Source organism: Rhizobium sp. PAMB 3182 (genome assembly GCF_052908355.1).
This window is the reverse complement of record NZ_CM128607.1, coordinates 3,594,292-3,611,279: the sequence shown is the minus strand read 5'-3', so window position 1 is coordinate 3,611,279 and position 16,988 is coordinate 3,594,292. Positions and strand designations below refer to the sequence as shown.

The following is a 16,988-nucleotide window of genomic DNA, read 5'->3' as shown; positions in this document are numbered from 1 at the left end:
TCCGGCAAACAGAAAACCCCTCGGGTATGACCGAGGGGTTCAATCAATGGCAGTATTGATACCTGACCCGGCCCTTCGCATAGCTCAGGGCGTTCGGCGCTTGAAACGCTCCACCGGAGCGTTTCATAGGGCTATGCCCGACCGCGCCTCACCCCATCCGTTCAGACTTGTAGGCGCCGGGGCTGGCCGGGAAGACGACCGTGCGGTTGCCGTTGATGAAGGTACGGCGCTGGATGTGCGCATGGATGGCGCGCGCCAGGACCTGTGCTTCGACGTCGCGGCCGATCGAGACATAGTCGTCTGCCGACTGCGCATGGGTGATGCGGGCGACGTCCTGCTCGATGATCGGACCTTCGTCGAGATCCGAGGTCACGTAATGCGCCGTCGCACCGATCAGCTTCACGCCGCGCTGGTAGGCCTGCTTATAGGGGTTCGCCCCCTTGAAGGACGGCAGGAAGGAATGGTGGATGTTGATGATCTTGCCGGACATCTTCCGGCACATGTCGTCCGACAACACCTGCATGTAGCGGGCGAGCACGATCAGTTCCGTTCCCGACTGCTCGGCAAGGTCCATGATCCGGGCTTCCGCTTCCGGCTTGTTCTCCTTCGTCACCTTGATGTGGTGGAAGGGAATGTCGTGATTGACGACGACCTTCTGGTAATCGAAATGGTTGGAGACGACACCGACGATGTCGATGTTCAGCGCGCCGATCTTCCAGCGATAGAGAAGGTCGTTGAGGCAGTGGCCGAAGCGCGACACCATCAGCAGCACCTTCATGCGGCTTTCGGCGTCATAGATTTCCCATTCCATGTCGAACTTGTCGGCGATCGGCGGAAAGCCGGCCTTCAGGGCCTCGAGCGTCGCGCCCTCTTCGGAGAGGAAGGTGACACGGGTAAAGAAGTTGCCGGTGTCCAGATCGTCGAACTGCGATGAATCGGTGATGTTGCAGCCCTTGTCGGCGAGATAGGTCGCTAGCGCAGCGACAATCCCGCGCGTCGACCGGCACGAAACGGTGAGAATAAAGGTCTTCATGGTTCCCCCGCAAAAACGGCGTCGTTGGTCTTCTGTCCTGTCCGAAGCGGCTTGCGCCGCAGCGGTGAGGGTTAGTGGCAAAGTCTTGGGGACATGTCCACCTGCAACGTCGAATGCCGGCCCTGGCCGTCAATCACCATTGGCAGAAACGTCTGTTGCGGATGTCCCTTTCCTCGCAGGAGAGATTAGGCGAGATGGTAGAAAACTCTGCTCCCTTTGCGCCTTCGAAAGGCTCATCACCGTCAAGGCTTTTCGCAAGCATAACCCCACCGCCCGATTTTGAGCACCCGGGGACGAAAAGCGATTCCTCGCCATACACTTGGACGCGCCGGCTGACTCAGAGCGCGAAGCGTCCGCCGAAATGCCCGTATCGAAGAATGCCTGCCATTTCAAACTGCTTGGCGCAAAAGCCTGAATCAGACTGCCAAGGCCTGCCGGACGTCGCCGCGCCAGCCAATCACGCCGTGCAGCCGCTCATGCGTATCGGCGGCGATCGGCACGACCAGCACACGGCCCGGATCGACCGGACCGGGAAACTCGAGCGCGCCATAGGCGACCTTCTCGAACCCCAGCGGTCCGTAATAGGGCGGATCGCCGACGAGAATGACGGCTTCCGAACCGGCTCTTCTGGCGGCGGCAACGGCAATGCGTACCAGTTCGCGGCCGATGCCGATATTCTTGTGAGACGGGCGGACTGCGAGCGGCCCGAGCAAGTGGCCCTTGACCGTTCCGGCGTTCACCGGTGTCATCCGCACGGACGCGATCACCTCGCCATTGTCCTCGCAGACATAGGAAAGCGAACGCGTATGCGGACCCTGCTCGCGGATGCGGGCGGCAGCGCGGGTAAACCGGCCGGGGCCGAAGGCTTCTTCGTTGATGAGTTCGATGACGTCGTCATGCGACGCATCCTCGGTGAGGTAGACGAGATCGTGCTTTTTCATGTGGGTACGGAAACCGGAAAGACAAACGGATGAGCGGTTCGGACGCGCCAGGTGAAGCGCGGGAAGGTCATCGGCGTCGTCGCAGGTTCCGTATGGCAGTCATCGTCAGATGTGTCCCGAATTGAGGTGAAAGGCGGATATCAGGAAATTTTCATGGCGTCCAACACAAAACGCATTGTTCACCTTTTTTGTCTCGATCTTCCCGCCGCGGTCTCTAAGTATAGACCAGACATCAAAGAAACGAACATCAAACGGGGAGACATCGGATATGGGCAAGCTGATCGACGGCACCTGGCACGACGTCTGGTACGACACCAAGGAAACCAAGGGGCACTTCAAGCGCTCCGCATCGAGCTTTCGCAACTACGTGACCGCCACCGGCGAGGCAGGCCCTTCCGGTGAGGCCGGCTTCAAGGCGGAGGCCGGTCGCTATCACCTCTACGTCTCCTATGCCTGTCCCTGGGCGCATCGCACGCTGATCTTCCGCAAGCTCAAGGGTCTTGAGGACCTGATCGGCCTTTCGGTCGTCAACCCGCTGATGCTCAGCAACGGCTGGGAATTCGGCGGCCATGACGGCGCGACGGAAGATCATCTCCACGGCTCCTCCAAGCTCTGGCAGGTCTACACCAAGGCCGATCCGCACTATTCCGGCCGCGTCACAGTGCCGGTCCTGTGGGACAAGCAGAAGGAAACGATCGTCTCGAACGAATCCGCCGAGATCATCCGCATGTTCAACTCCGCCTTCAACGACCTGACAGGCAACGAGGACGACTATTATCCGGAGGAGTTGAGGGACGAGATCGACGCGATCAACGAGCGCGTCTACGACACCGTCAACAACGGCGTCTACAAGGCCGGCTTCGCAACCACCCAGGAAGCCTATGAGGAAAATGTCGAGAAGCTGTTCGAAACGCTCGATTTCCTGGAACAGAAGCTGGCGGACAGCCGCTACCTTGTCGGAAACCGGCTGACGGAGGCGGACTGGCGGCTCTTCACCACGCTCGTGCGCTTCGACGCGGTCTATGTCGGCCACTTCAAGTGCAACATCCGGCGGATCGTCGATTATCCGCACCTCTCGGGCTATCTGCGCGATCTCTACCAGACGCCGGGCGTCAAGGAGACGGTCAACTTCGATCACATCAAGCAGCACTATTATCGCAGCCACACGATGATCAACCCGACCGGCGTCGTGCCCGTCGGCCCGGTGCTCGATCTCGACGCTCCGCATGAGCGGGCGTCTCTCAGTAAAGGCTGAGGCCCTACGGGCTCACCAGTGGTCGGCGGGAATGGCTTCGCCGGCTAGCTCGGCGAGACGCCGGCGGGTTGCCGGCGTCACCCCGTCCGGCAACGCATCCAGCGGAAAGAAGCCGGCTTCGGCGATTTCCCGGTCTGGCCGCCGTGGCGCCGTCTGCCGCACACGCACCCGGTAGAGCAGGACGTGGTCGCGCCGTGTCGTCACGGTGTTGAAATAGGCCTGCACGAGTTGAGGAGCTTCGAGCATTTCGAGGTTCCCCTCCTCTTCGAGCTCCTTCTTCAGCGCCGCATGTGCCGTCTCGCCCCGCTCGACGCCGCCGCCCGGCAGGTGCCAGCCGCGCACATAGGTATGGCGCACCAGAAAGATCCGGCCGTCCTCGTCGAAGCACGCGCCCCTGACACCGAGCGTCATGCCCCGCACCAGGAAATAATAGCCGTGGAACAGTCGTAAAAGGACCTTCTCGCCGATCCGCCGCACGCCGGGCTTCCTTTCCGGGTTCATTTTACTTGCCCGATGCGCCATGCATGCTTATGCCTCTTGCCATGTTCAAGCTTGCCCATATTTCCGACGTCCATCTTGGTCCCCTGCCCCGGCTGACGATAGGCGAACTGTTTTCCAAACGCATCACCGGTTTCATCAACTGGCACAGGAACCGGCGCAAGCACCTCTTCACCAACGCCCTCGACATGATCCTGGAAGACATCGAACGGCAGGGTCCCGACCATCTGGCAATAACCGGCGATCTGGTCAATCTCGGCACCGGTTTCGAAGTCCGGGCGGTCGCGCGGTGGCTGGATACGGTCGGTGACCCGAAAGAAGTCTCCGTCGTGCCGGGAAATCACGACGCCTATGTGCGCGGCTCGGTCAAGAAGGCCATCACCGCCTGGAGGCCTTACCTCACCGGTGACGACGGATCGATTTCCGGCGTCGAGCCGGACCAGCCCTTCCCCTATATCCGCCGGCGCGGCCCGGTCGCCCTCATCGGCTGCTCGACATCCATCGCCACTCCGCCATTCTCCGCCACCGGCTATTTCGGGCCCGGACAGGCGCGCGAGACGGCAAGGCTGTTGAAACAGGCGGGCGAGGAAGGCCTTTTCCGCGTCGTGATGATCCACCATCCGCCGATCCGCGGCGCGGCCGCCAGCCACAAGCGCATGTTCGGCATACGCCGCTTCAGGGCAGCAGTCTCTCTCGGCGGCGCGGAACTCGTCCTGCACGGCCACACGCATCTCAACACGATCAACTGGATCAAGACGATGAGGGGAGACATTCCCGTCGTCGGCATCGCCTCCGCGTCGCAGGGCCCGGGCGGCAAGAAGCCGCCGGCAGCCTATAATCTCTTCTCGATTTCCGGGGAGCCGGGCAACTGGAAGCTGTCGATGGAGCGCCACGCGCTGACGGAAGACGGCGAGAGCATTGCGCTCGACATGCGCAAGCACTTCTGACGCCGGAACGCCCGGCGTCATATCACAATTAGCGGTCCAGAAGCTCCAGATGCTTCTGCGGGGACGTGGCCTTGCCGGCGCGGTGATAGGCAATGATCGCCCGAAGATTGTCCTTCAGCGTGTCGATGACAAGCTGGGCCTGCTTCGGACCGAACTCGCACCATCCCATCTGGTGCAGCACCACGGCCTGACAGTTCTTGAAGTGCATGGTCTGGCCGATCAGGGTGAAGACGAGCGCCCGCATCGCGCAGCTGTCGGCGCGCTCTCCGGTGGCGATCGAAAGCAACTGGCACATCCGCTCATGCAGAGGACCGGTAAGCTCACGCTCCAGGTAGACCAGAACCTCGCCGGGCTGAAGCATCTCGCGCATGATGAAGCGGGTGATCTCAAGCGCATCCGCGCGCTCGGTGGAGGTGCGGACGAACGTTGCCAGAATGTCTTCCAGCATAAGACCTGCCTCGTCCGGCGTCATGTCCGCAGACAGCGGCTGGCTGAAGGAGTCACCCATCTGCTCGATGATCGTCGAGACCACGTATTCCGTGCAGGCTAGCCTCAACCCCGGCTTGCCGCCGAAGTGATAGGCGATCGAGCCGATATTGGCCGCGGCCTGATCGGCGATTTGGCGCGTCGACACGGCGTCGTAACCATGCTCTCCAAAAAGACTGAGAGAGGTGGAGATGAGCGCCTGCCTCGTGGCCATTGCCCCCGAGAGTGTCTTCTTCATAGCTGCCAAACCTTTTCTTTCTTCTTTTAATCACTCGATTAATATACAAATCTCGGCCAATATCAAGTCTTGCACGTCACCGCGACGGTTCGTCGCGATGCATGCCCGGCAAGATTGGCCGCAAATTGCCATCCCCTGCCCTGTATAAAAGCACGTCATCGACGGTTTTGAAACTCGCAAGACTGCCAATAGGCCGGAATGGATTCACATCCGGCAGCCATATCCGGGCTTTGCCCGACAAGCGATGCTGCATCGCCTGGCCGCGTCCTGCAGAACATATGGATATTGTAATGTATTATTGCAAGGAGCTGTCGGGGTTCCGGCGATGGCTCCCCGAGACCCAGGCTCGTCTTGCGGCACCTTGAATAGGAGAAGGCCGCGCTGTGGCAGCGCGGCCTTCCCTTATCTCGTCTCTCTGGTGGCGCGACTGCGTCAGCGCTGCGCCAGCACCCGGTTTGCTGCCGAGACCACCGCCTCCATGGAGGCGGCGACGATGTTGGTGTTGACGCCGACACCGAACAGCTTGCCGCCCGGATAGGAGACTTCCATGTAGCAGATCGCCGAAGCGTTCGAGCCGTGCTGCAGCGAATGCTCGGAATAGTCCTCGACCGTCATCTCGATGCCGAGATAGGCCGAGAGCGCATTGATGAAGCCGTCGATCGGACCGTTGCCGTGGCCTTCGATCCGCTTGGTCTCTCCGCGGTCGGTGATTTCGGCGGCGACCACGCGCCGGCCCTTCACTGCCGTATCGGCATAGGTATGGTGATCGACGAATTTCAGCCGTGCGTCCGGCTGGTCGACATAGCGCTCGATGAAGCGCTCGTAGATCCGCTTCGAAGGAAGCTCCTTGCCTTCCTCGTCGGTGATCCGCTGGATGTCCTCGCGGAACTCGACCTGCAGGTTGCGCGGCAGGTTGATGCCGTAGTCCTGCTGCAGGATGTAGGCGATGCCTCCCTTGCCCGACTGCGAGTTGATGCGGATGATCGCCTCGTAGGTGCGGCCGACGTCCTGCGGGTCGATCGGCAGGTACGGCACTTCCCAGAAGGGCTTGTTGGCGACCTTGATCGCCTTCATGCCCTTGTTGATCGCATCCTGGTGCGAGCCCGAGAACGCCGTATAAACCAGCTCGCCGACATAGGGATGCCGCTCCGGGATCGTCATCTGGTTCGAATATTCGTAGACTTCCTTGATGCGCTCGATGTCGGTGCAGTCCAGCTCAGGATCGACGCCCTGGGTGAACATGTTCAGCGCCAGGGTGACGATGTCGACATTGCCGGTGCGTTCGCCGTTACCGAACAGCGTGCCCTCGACACGGTCCGCGCCGGCCATCAGCCCCAGTTCGGTGGCCGCGATCCCGGTGCCACGGTCGTTGTGCGGATGCAGCGAGACGATGACGTTTTCGCGATTGTTGATGTTGCGGCACATCCATTCGATCTGGTCGGCATAGATGTTCGGTGTCGCCATCTCGACCGTCGAAGGCAGGTTCAGAATCAGCTTGTTGTCGGCCGTTGGCTGGATGATATCGATGACCGCGTTGGAGATTTCCAGCGCCACCTCAAGCTCCGTGCCGGTAAAGCTTTCCGGCGAATATTCGAAACGGAAGCCGCCGCCGGCCTTGGCGGCCATGTCGGTGATCATCTTGGCCGCATCGACGGCGATCTGCTTGATGCCGGAGACATCCTTGCCGAACACCACGCGGCGCTGCAGTTCACTGGTCGAGTTGTAGAAGTGCACGATCGGGCGATGCGCGCCTTCCAGCGCCTCGAAGGTGCGGGTGATCAGTTCCGGCCGGCACTGCACCAGCACCTGCAGCGACACGTCGGCCGGCACGCCGCCTTGCTCGACGCACCAACGGGCAAAATCGAAGTCGGTCTGCGAGGCCGACGGGAAACCGATCTCGATTTCCTTGAAGCCCATGTCGAGCAGCAGCTTGAACATGCGCGCCTTGCGGTCGTGCCCCATCGGGTCGACCAGCGACTGGTTGCCGTCGCGCAGATCGACCGAACACCAGATCGGCGCCTTGGTGATCGTCTTGGACGGCCATGTGCGGTCCGGAATGGCGATCTGCGGATAAGGGCGGTACTTTTCGCTGGCGGACGGCATGCCCTTCTTGCCGGCGGTATCCGGCTGGGCATCGGTCTTGGCGGGGGATGCGTTCACGTTCATCTTGCTTCTCTCTTCGCTCCCGGCAGGTCACGCGGCCTATAGCGCATTGTCGCTCTCTTGGCGACGAAAAAGGCGTGTACTGCCGTTCAGTTGATCAGGATATTCGGCTTTCGAGGAGAGCTTCTGCCGGCAGGGCTTATCGGCCGCCGGGCGCTCCCTCAAAGGACCCGGCAACCGCGAGTAAGGCCGAGGAGAAGAAGCGAGGATAGCGCACGCGAAAAGATCGGACGGCCAAATCGGCCACGTCCGGCTTCGCTGATGATATGTGCGCGTTCTGTCGTCATGGCACGGCTTATAGTGTCTGGCGCGAAGAAAGGCAAGCGCAACCGCCAGCGATCATCACGGCAGATGCAGCACGGTCTCCGCCAGCACATCGCGCCAGCGCTTGAAGAAGATCAGTTCCCCGGCCTGCTGGTCCTCGACATAATGGATCTTCGGAAAGGCCTTCTTGATCTCCGCCAGCGTCTCCGGCGGCGCGGACGGGTCCTCGCGACCGATGAAGGCGATCTGCGGCAGGTCACAGCCGGCCATCAGGTCGCTCCAGTCCTGCTGCTGCAGGATCACTTCTTCCGCGAACGCCTCATGCGCGCTGTGCCAGTCGGAGAAGGTGATCTCCGAGCCGGTCAGCAGCGCCTCGAAGAGGTCCGGCGTGTCGCAGAGCGCAAGATCGCTCGGCGAGTTCTGGTGGATGAGCCGGACGAAGCCCGCCTTGCCGATTCGCCTTGCAAGGGAAAAACCGGCCTTGATGATGAACGGCAGGATTTTCGGTGCATAGCGCGCATTGGCGCGCACGAAGCGATGCCACTTGCTCATGCGCTCGAACTGGATGTGCGAGAGCGTCGGGAAGCCACCGCCGCAGATCACGATCGCTGTCAGCCGCCCCGGATGCCGCCGGGCGAAGGAATAGGCGAAGAAGCTGTCCGGTCCAAGGGTGATTGCCGGTGCCGCGTCAACGCCGAGGTGATCCATCAACGCCAGGAGGTCGTCCGTGACGATCTCCGTCCGGCTGGCCCGCCTCGGCACCGGCGAACTGTGGCCATAGCCCGGCCGGATCGGCACGATCACCCGATAGCCGTTGCGTTTGGCAAGGGCTTCGGCCACGGCCGGCCAGCGGATGAGGCCATATTTCATCGGCATGAAAATGATCGGCCGGCCCGCAGGATCGCCGAGCACGACGTAATCCGCGCGGCGCCCGTCCGAACGCCAGAGCGTCTGGAACGGCACGGGCTCGAGCTGCCCCTCCGTACCGTCACCCGCAAGGCCACGCGTGACCGTCCGCTCGCCGTCGCCGATCATGTCCATCAGGTTCAGCGTGACGCGCAGCAGTTCCGACTGGCTCTTGGTCCGCGTCTTGTTGAGGATGGATTTGACCTGCGTGCGGATCGTCTCCACCGAACGTGCGCGCGAGGCTGCGAGAGCACCGATCGTCTGGCCCTCGACCAGCCCGCGCACGATATCCACCTCCGCGCTGGTCAGTTGAAAGGCGTCCTTGATCATCGCCGACAGCGCCTCCGGCCAGGCAAGCTCCGTCGAGATCGCCAGCACGAACCGTCCGCCATACCGCGCCGGGTCCATGGGGCTCAGGCGGAAGACGACCACCCGGCCACCATCGTTGAGGTGGCAGCGCAGATACCGGTTGCCGGTGCCCTGTCCGGCGATGCTTCGCACCTCGGTCAGGTAGGCTTCGATTTCCGCGGCCGCGAAGGGCAATTTGCCGGCATCGTCGCCGGTCTTCACGCCGAAGACGGTGATGGCCGCCGCATTTGCCTGGCGGATCGTCCCATCGGGCTCGACGACAAGCGCGGCCGAGGGAAGCAGCGAATTCAGGAGCGCATGCAGCGGGTTGACGACGATCTCTGCCGGCGTGCGATCGAGCACCATCGCCGCCCGCTGGACATGATCCTCCAGGAACGAGTCGCGGAATTCGCTGCCCTTCTCCCCGCCCTGCCGCAGGATCGGGCCGACCTTCTCGTCCCAGACGTCGACCAGCCGCTCATAGTGCAGTGACGGATCGAGCGCCGCATCATAGAGCGATGTGACGATTTCCGCCCGCTGACCGTCACTTAGATGGCCCCTGTCGTCTTCAGTCCCCATGCGTCCCCAGTACCCCAACTGGTCGTCGCGCTCCTGGCAAAAGCCAAGGGTGCCGCGACATCATTGGCCACAACCTACACCATCGATCCGCCCGGAGCGACCCTCGCAACCGGTCAAAAGGCCTGAATTCCGGTCGCGCGGGCAGATGCAAGAAGGGCCCCGCATTGCGAGGCCCTCCCAGGACTTGATTCAGCTAGTGTGCGATCAGCCGATTTCGGCCTGCGACGTGACGATCTTCGACACCAGGCCATAGGCCTGGGCTTCGTTGGCCGACAGCCAGTAGTCGCGATCCGTGTCCTTGGCTATCTTTTCGACCGGCTGGCCGGTCGCCTCGGAGAAGATCTTGTTCAGGCGCTCGTTCATCTTGATGATTTCGCGGGCCTGGATCTCGATGTCGGATGCCATGCCGCGCGTGCCGCCGGACGGTTGGTGCAGCAGGAAGCGGGTGTTCGGCAGGCATATGCGGCGCTCCTTCGGAGCGGCGACATAGATCAGCGCGCCGGCTGAAGCCACCCAGCCCGTCCCGATCATCCAGACCTTCGGCTTGATGAACTTGATCATGTCATGGATGGAATCGCCCGATTCCACGTGACCGCCCGGCGAATTGACGAAAATCTTGATGTCTTCGTCGCTGGCGGCGGCAAGCGCAACCAGCTGGGCGCAGACCTTGTTGGCGAGCTCCTGCGTGATGCCGCCGTAAATGAAGATCGAGCGCGACTTGAACAGGTTGGCTTCTGCGTCCTTGCCAAGCGGCGCCGCGGTCTTCTTGTCGTCTTCTTCGTCTTCGAGGCGCATGCGCGAACTCCCAATGCTTGATTTCAGTTTCCCGGACATAATGCGACTCCAGTCGTAAAACAATGGAGGAAAAAGGCAAGGGAAGCACGGGGTGAAGGAAAGGTTATGACCACCCGATCACAGGCGCTCTCCAGGCAGCGATTGACATCCGTCTTTTGTTCCCTTTACGTTCACTAACGGATCGCATTGTCGATGATCGCACCTGGCAGGACGGAAGATGGATAAGAGCAAGGGCGCAGCATTTCGGCTTATGCATGACAGGGAGCGCGCGTTCATCATCCCCAATCCCTGGGATCGGGGCTCGGCCCGCATCCTCGCAGGCATGGGGTTCGAGGCCCTTGCGACCACAAGTGCGGGAATGGCGTTCTCGCTCGGCATCGCCGAAGGGACCGCCTCCCGCGAACAGACGCTCGACCATTGCAGGACCATCGTGGAGGCGACGCCCCTGCCCGTTTCGGCCGATCTCGAACGAGGCTTCGGCGACCATCCGGAGGCTGTGGCGGCAACCCTAGTATCGGCCGCCGGCATCGGGCTTGCGGGTGGCTCCATCGAAGACCATACCGGCGACGCTTCCAATCCCATCTATGATTTCTCACTTGCCGTCGAGCGGATCGCCGCAGCGGCGGAAGCTGTGCGCGGCCTGCCGCAGGATTTCGTGCTGACGGCACGATGCGAGAATTTCCTCTGGGGCCGCCCCGATCTCGACGATACGATCCGCAGGCTACAGGCATTCGAGGCGGCGGGCGCAGACGTCCTTTATGCGCCCGGTCTCCCCGACCTCGATGCGATCAGGACCGTCTGCTCTTCACTGCAAAGGCCGGTCAATGTCGTCATGGGCATGCCGGGCACACGCTTCAGCCTGGCGGAGCTGTCCGACGCCGGTGTCCGCCGCGTCAGCGTCGGCTCGGCTTTGGCCCGGCTTGCCTATGGTTCGCTTCTCGACGCCGCCGAGGAAATGCGCGGCAGCGAAACTTTCGCCTTTGCCGGTCAGGCAGCACCCTTCGCCTCAATAGAACGATACTTCCGCGACCTCTGACCAGGCGTCGCAAACGCCATAGTCTACGGCAAAATGCGCATGGACATCGCCGAGGGACTTACCCTAGTCTGTGAATCTCATTAAGACGGGGTCAGGCGCGACCGGTTCTCGGGCGCCATGTCGACCAAACGAGGGACATCATGTTGAAAAGAATTTCCATCACCGCCGCCATTTTCGCCGCCGCAGCAGCTCCGGCCTTCGCGCATATCAGCAGCGAACACCTGTCCGCGATGACCGGCCTTGCGCATCCGCTGTCGGGTGCCGACCACATCCTCGCCATGGTCGCCGTCGGCCTGTGGGCCTCGATGATCGGCGGCCGCGCCCGGCTCATCGTTCCGGCGGCCTTCGTCTCGACGATGGCGCTCGGCTTCCTGCTGTCGATCTCCGGCGTCGCCCTGCCCTTCGTCGAACCGGCGATCCTTGCCTCGGTCATCGGCCTCGGCCTCCTCGTCGCCATGGCGGTGAAGATGCCGACCGCCGCTTCCGCCGCCGTCGTTGCCGTCTTCGCCCTCTTCCACGGCTTTGCCCATGGCAGCGAGATGCACGGCGCCGGCGCGCTGCCGTTTGCCGCCGGCTTCATCGCCTCGACGATCGCGCTGCATGCCGCCGGCATCGGCCTCGGCACGCTGCTCGGCCGCTACCAGACCGTCGCCCGCCTGCTCGGCGGCGCAACGGCCATCGGCGGCATTGCCCTGATGATGGCATAAGCCGAACCAACCACATCCAAATATGCGAAACGGGGGCTTTAAGCCCCCGTTTTCATTTCCCGGTCAGACCGATGTCGGAAAATCGGGCTGTCTTTCGATCTCGTCGGCGATCAGCGCCTGCAGCTGCCAGAGGTTCCTGTCGCGAATGCCGAGTTGCTCAAGATGCGAGACGGTATTGAAGACGTATTCCGCCATCGACCCGCGAAAGCCGCTGGCCCGGGCGAGAATCGCCGCAAGTTCTGCGTCGTCCTCGCAGACGATATAGCGCCCGCTCTTGCGGTTCATGGCGAATGTCAGGGCCCGGACCCTGCCCTCCTCGGTGACGACGTCGATCCAGCGCCATGGAAAGGCCGACGGCACCATGCTGACCTCGCGGCGGATGAGCTTGTGCAGTTCGGCCTCGAGCCCGTCGTCCGGCAACCGATAGGCCATGCCGCGGCATTGCCCGCCGCGATCGAGCGCCAGCATCACGCCCGGCGTTTCCCGGCAGCCGCGATAGCGATAGTCCCATCCGAGGCAGAAGCGTCGATGCCAGCCGAGCGCAGTCGCTGGCCGCTTTTCAGTATACGCAGTCTCGGGATTCCAGATCAGCGATCCATAGCCGAAAAGCCAGACGCCATCATTCGGACGCGAGGCCAGAATGGCGTCCACATCTTTGGCGTAGTCGGCATCGGTTGCGGTGCGAAACCCTTCGATCAACTGCGGACCGGGATCGTCCATGACGCGGGCTACATGGCGGAGATGCGTCTCGGTGAGCCTCATTCGCCTGCCGGTCTTCGTCATGCCGATCTCTTTCCCGTTGCAATCCGTTGATCAGAACTCAGCCGCGCCCGCGATAGGTCGGCACGCCCTGGTCCGGTATCCAGACCCCCTTCGGGGCCTCGCCGGTCTGCCAGAACACGTCGATCGGAATGCCGCCGCGCGGATACCAGTAGGCACCGATCCTCAGCCACTCCGGCTCGAGCAAATCGACGATACGCTTGGCGATATAGACAGAGCAATCCTCATGGAAAGCGCCATGATTGCGGAACGCGGTCAGGAACAGCTTCAGCGACTTCGATTCCACCAGCCATTTGCCGGGAACGTAGTCGATGACGATGTGGGCGAAATCGGGCTGGCCGGTCATCGGGCAGAGCGAGGTGAATTCCGGCGCGGTGAAGCGCACGACATATTGCGTGCCTTCATTGCCGTTCGGAACCCGCTCGAGAACGGCCTCTTCCGGCGTCTGCGGCGCGGATACGGTCTGGCCGAGCTGCGTCAGCCCGGAAACATCGGTCTTGGACATGGGTAAGCCTCAAAGTCTGGAAATTGGCGGGTGTCATAGACCCGCCGGGCACGGAATGGAAGCCCCGCTCAGCCCGCCGCCGCGTGGCGGCTGCGCCGCCGGCCGATATTGACGTGCACGCCGTGCGCCTTCTCGCCTTCCGGCTCGACGTGGATCGCGATGCTGGCGCCGGAGATCACGTTGTGGATCGCATCTTCCAGCCGGTCGCAGATGTCATGCGCCTCGCCGACCGGCATCTGCCCGGAGACGACCAGATGAAAGTCCACGAAGACGGCCGGCCCGGCGCGGCGGGTCCGCAGATCGTGAACGTCGATCGCGCCTTTCGCATTGTCCGAGATCGCCTGCTTGATCGCCGCCTCCTCGTCCGCCGTCACGGCCTTGTCCATCAGGCCGCTCACCGAATGGGAAATCACCTTCCAGCCCTGGTAGAGGATGTTGACGGCGACCAGGATCGCCATCAGCGGATCGAGGATGGCATAGCCTGTGAGAATGGCCGCGACCAGGCCGACCAGCACCCCACCGGAGGTGATGACGTCGGAGAGGATATGCTGGCCATCGGCCGTCAATGCTGCGGAATGATGCGCCTTGCCGATGCGGATCAGAAGATAGGCCCAGGCGGCGTTGACGACCGCAGCCGCCGTATTGATCACCAGACCCAGCGCAGGTGCGGCGGGCAGTTCCGGAGAGCTTAGATGCGGCAGCGCTTCGTTGACGATCAGCAGCGCCGCCAGCACGATCATCACGCCTTCGGCGACCGCCGAGAGATATTCCGCCTTGTAGTGGCCGAACTGGTGGTCCTCGTCGGCCGGCTTCTGCGCATAGACGACGACGAAATAAGCGATGAAGGCGGCGATGACGTTGACCGTCGACTCCAGCGCATCCGACAACAGCGCGACGGAGCCCGTCACCCACCAGGCGAGCAGCTTCAGCCCCATCACGAAGAAGGCAAGAGGGATGCCCCAGAAAGCGATCCGCTTCAGGTTTTCGCGCTCGACAGCCATGACCGGCTCCACTTCGTGATCTCCCGCGCCGCATAGCATTCAAGCGCAGCAGAGCAAAGCGGCAGATTGCACTATCAAAAGAAAAAGGCGGCCTTTGATGCCGCCTTTTTATGTTCTCTGTTCGCAGGCACTCAGGCGGCCTTGATCTTCGCCCGCTTTGCCAGATGCGTCACCACGTTCTCGATCATCCGCATGCCGGCATCGTGACCGAGTGTCATGATCGATTCCGGGTGGAACTGGACGGCGGCGATCGGCTCCTTGGTGTGCTCGATGCCCATCACAGTTCCGTCCTCGCTCTCCGCGGTGATCATGAATTCGGCCGGCAGGGCCACCGGATCGGCGAAGATCGAGTGGTAGCGGCCGACCGTGATCTCCTTGCCGAGGCCGGAGAAGACGATGCCCGGATCGAGGACGCGGATGCGCGACGGCTTGCCGTGCATGGGGATAGCCAGCTGACGCAACTGCCCGCCATAGGCTTCGGCCAGCGCCTGCAGGCCGAGGCAGACGCCGAAGATCGGCAGGTCGCGTGCCCGCGCCTTCTTGATCGTCGCCTTGGTGTCGAAGTCCTGCGGACTGCCCGGTCCGGGCGACAGCACGACGAGGTCCGGCTTCATACGGTCGAACACCTCTTCCGGCACCGGGGTTCTGACGGTCGTTACCGTCGCGCCGGTCTGGCGGAAATAGTTGGCGAGCGTATGCACGAAGCTGTCTTCGTGGTCGATCAGCAGAATGTTGACGCCCTTGCCGACGGCGGCAACGTCGCGCTGCGTCTTGGCATTGCTGCCGACCTTGGCTTCACGGATGGCAGACAGCATGGCGGATGCCTTCAGTTCGGTTTCGGCTTCTTCTTCCTGCGGATTGGAATCGAAAAGCAGCGTCGCGCCGGCGCGCACTTCGGCGATGCCGTCCTTGATGCGGATGGTGCGCAGCGTCAGGCCGGTGTTCATGTCGCCGTTGAAGCCGACCATGCCGATCGCCCCGCCATACCAGGCGCGCGGGCTCTTCTCGTGGTTCTCGATGAAGCGCATCGCCCAGAGCTTCGGCGCGCCGGTGACGGTGACCGCCCAGGCGTGGCTGAGGAAGCCGTCGAAGGCGTCCATGTCGTCACGCAGACGGCCCTCGATATGATCGACCGTATGGATCAGGCGCGAATACATCTCGATCTGCCGGCGGCCGATGACCTTGACGGAGCCCGGCTCGCAGACGCGGCTCTTGTCGTTGCGGTCGACGTCCGAACACATGGTCAGCTCGGATTCGTCCTTCTTGGAGTTCAGGAGCTTCAGGATCTGCTCGCTATCGGCGATCGGATCATCGCCGCGCTTGATCGTGCCGGAGATCGGGCAGGTCTCGATGCGACGGCCGGACACCCGGACGAACATTTCCGGCGAGGCGCCGATCAGGTATTCCTGATTGCCGAGATTGATGAAGAAGGAATAGGGCGACGGGTTGATCGCCTTCAGGCGGCGGGAGATGGCCGACGGCTTGCTCTCGCAGCGCTCCATGAACTTCTGGCCGGGAACGACCTCGAAGAGATCGCCCTTCTGGAAGCTTTCCTTGGCCTTGACGACCAGCTCGGAATACTCGCCCGGACGATGATCGCCGCGCGGCGGGATCGTATCCGTCATCTTGAACGGTTCCGGAGCGATCGTGCCGGCCTTGCCGAAGGTGGTCAGGCCGTCCTTCTCGAAATCGTAGCGCTGCACCCAGGCCTTGGCCGAATAGTTGTCGACGACGAGAATTTCGTCCGGCAGGTAGAGCACCATGTCGCGCTGGTCCCCTGCCCGCTCCAGCTTCAGCTTGATGGCGTCAAACTGGAAGGCGAGATCGTAGCCGAAGGCGCCGTAGAGGCCGAGATTGTCGTCGGCCTTGGAGAAGAACAGGTCCGTAATGGCGCGCAGGACGGTGAACACCGTCGGGATCTTCGAGCGCTCTTCTTCGGTGAAGACCCGGTCCGGCTCCTTGACCGTCAGGTCGATGCGGCGAGCGGTGCGCTCATCGATGGTCACGTCTTCGACGGCGGCAAGCTTCTCGCCGATAAAGGCCAGAAGCACCTCGCCGCGCTCGTTATAGGCATCTAGCCACATCTTGCGGCCGAAGCAGGAAACTCCGACCGGCGGATCGACGATCGCCGTATCCCAGCGGGTATAACGGCCCGGATATTCGTAGTTCGACGACAGCACCGCACCGCGTCGCTCGTCCATCATGTCGATATAGTCGGAGATCGCGTCGGCGTAAGGCTTCTCGATCTTCTGCCGGGTGATGGTGATGCCACCCTTCGTCTCGTAGACTTCCGCGCCGTCATCGCGAAGTATCGTAACCATTCTCTTCTCTCCAGCATTCCCCTGGCCGGGTGATCAGGCGCTTAAAATACAAAAAAGCCGCCTGAAGGATCCCGGGCGGCTTCACAAGTCTTCGTCTTCAAGACACGACTGGTCGCGGCCGCCTCAGCGAGCCCACCACCAGTTCCAGATGTTCAAAGACGTGTTCATGGGGCGAATTGTTAGCG

At 62.2% G+C, this 16,988-nt stretch carries 15 protein-coding genes; 4 read left to right on the top strand and 11 right to left on the bottom strand.

The genetic code is table 11. The features are described from left to right. Positions 1-148: 148 nt before the first annotated feature. Both purU and ACU5AZ_RS17320 read right to left on the bottom strand, forming a co-directional pair. A complete protein-coding gene (gene purU, locus ACU5AZ_RS17325) occupies positions 149-1,033 on the bottom strand; it encodes a formyltetrahydrofolate deformylase (RefSeq protein WP_446823575.1) in 885 nt (294 codons plus the stop codon). A 416-nt stretch (positions 1,034-1,449) separates the two neighbouring features. Next, a complete protein-coding gene (locus tag ACU5AZ_RS17320; protein ID WP_446823574.1) occupies positions 1,450-1,974 on the bottom strand; it encodes a GNAT family N-acetyltransferase in 525 nt (174 codons plus the stop codon). Between the two features lie 268 nt (positions 1,975-2,242). Here ACU5AZ_RS17320 and ACU5AZ_RS17315 point away from each other — a divergent pair, with 268 nt between their 5' ends. After that, positions 2,243-3,229 carry a glutathione S-transferase family protein gene (locus ACU5AZ_RS17315; RefSeq protein WP_446823573.1) on the top strand — a complete coding sequence of 329 codons (987 nt, stop codon included), beginning with the start codon at positions 2,243-2,245 and terminating at the stop codon, positions 3,227-3,229. Between the two features lie 12 nt (positions 3,230-3,241). Here the strand turns inward: ACU5AZ_RS17315 and ACU5AZ_RS17310 are convergent, their stop codons facing one another. Further along, positions 3,242-3,730 (bottom strand): NUDIX domain-containing protein, encoded by a 489-nt coding sequence (locus ACU5AZ_RS17310; RefSeq protein WP_446823572.1) that lies wholly within the window; start codon positions 3,728-3,730, stop codon positions 3,242-3,244. A gap of 41 nt (positions 3,731-3,771) precedes the next feature. On the opposite strand from ACU5AZ_RS17310, the gene ACU5AZ_RS17305 reads away from it, so the two are divergent. Next, positions 3,772-4,674, top strand: a complete 903-nt coding sequence (locus tag ACU5AZ_RS17305) for a metallophosphoesterase family protein (RefSeq protein WP_446826036.1) — start codon at positions 3,772-3,774, stop codon at positions 4,672-4,674. Between the two features lie 28 nt (positions 4,675-4,702). On the opposite strand, the gene ACU5AZ_RS17300 is transcribed toward ACU5AZ_RS17305, so the two are convergent. The 4 genes from ACU5AZ_RS17300 to ACU5AZ_RS17285 form a co-directional block, all read right to left on the bottom strand. Then, positions 4,703-5,398, bottom strand: coding sequence for a CerR family C-terminal domain-containing protein (locus tag ACU5AZ_RS17300; RefSeq protein WP_446823571.1), 696 nt, complete (start codon positions 5,396-5,398; stop codon positions 4,703-4,705). A gap of 432 nt (positions 5,399-5,830) precedes the next feature. Beyond that, the gene (gene leuA / locus ACU5AZ_RS17295; protein WP_446823570.1) at positions 5,831-7,564 is read right to left on the bottom strand and encodes a 2-isopropylmalate synthase; all 1,734 of its coding nucleotides are present in this window, start codon (positions 7,562-7,564) and stop codon (positions 5,831-5,833) included. A gap of 339 nt (positions 7,565-7,903) precedes the next feature. After that, a complete protein-coding gene (locus tag ACU5AZ_RS17290) occupies positions 7,904-9,658 on the bottom strand; it encodes an alpha/beta fold hydrolase (RefSeq protein WP_446823569.1) in 1,755 nt (584 codons plus the stop codon). A 204-nt stretch (positions 9,659-9,862) separates the two neighbouring features. After that, entirely contained in the window at positions 9,863-10,453 is a 591-nt protein-coding gene (locus ACU5AZ_RS17285) for an ATP-dependent Clp protease proteolytic subunit (RefSeq protein ID WP_446823568.1), read from the bottom strand. Between the two features lie 217 nt (positions 10,454-10,670). Here ACU5AZ_RS17285 and ACU5AZ_RS17280 point away from each other — a divergent pair, with 217 nt between their 5' ends. Further along, positions 10,671-11,489 (top strand): isocitrate lyase/PEP mutase family protein, encoded by an 819-nt coding sequence (locus tag ACU5AZ_RS17280; RefSeq protein ID WP_446823567.1) that lies wholly within the window; start codon positions 10,671-10,673, stop codon positions 11,487-11,489. Positions 11,490-11,629: 140 nt separating this feature from the next. Next, complete coding sequence (locus ACU5AZ_RS17275; RefSeq protein WP_446823566.1) at positions 11,630-12,196, top strand: HupE/UreJ family protein; 567 nt, start codon at positions 11,630-11,632, stop codon at positions 12,194-12,196. 63 nt (positions 12,197-12,259) lie between these two features. Here ACU5AZ_RS17275 and ACU5AZ_RS17270 read toward each other — a convergent pair whose 3' ends face one another. The 4 genes from ACU5AZ_RS17270 to ACU5AZ_RS17255 form a co-directional block, all read right to left on the bottom strand. Further along, complete coding sequence (locus tag ACU5AZ_RS17270) at positions 12,260-12,979, bottom strand: gamma-glutamylcyclotransferase (RefSeq protein WP_446823565.1); 720 nt, start codon at positions 12,977-12,979, stop codon at positions 12,260-12,262. 37 nt (positions 12,980-13,016) lie between these two features. Continuing rightward, positions 13,017-13,481 (bottom strand): preQ(1) synthase, encoded by a 465-nt coding sequence (gene queF, locus ACU5AZ_RS17265; RefSeq protein ID WP_446823564.1) that lies wholly within the window; start codon positions 13,479-13,481, stop codon positions 13,017-13,019. A 68-nt stretch (positions 13,482-13,549) separates the two neighbouring features. Then, complete coding sequence (locus ACU5AZ_RS17260; RefSeq protein WP_446823563.1) at positions 13,550-14,482, bottom strand: cation diffusion facilitator family transporter; 933 nt, start codon at positions 14,480-14,482, stop codon at positions 13,550-13,552. A gap of 131 nt (positions 14,483-14,613) precedes the next feature. After that, a complete protein-coding gene (locus ACU5AZ_RS17255; protein WP_446823562.1) occupies positions 14,614-16,803 on the bottom strand; it encodes an anthranilate synthase in 2,190 nt (729 codons plus the stop codon). Positions 16,804-16,988: the final 185 nt, after the last annotated feature.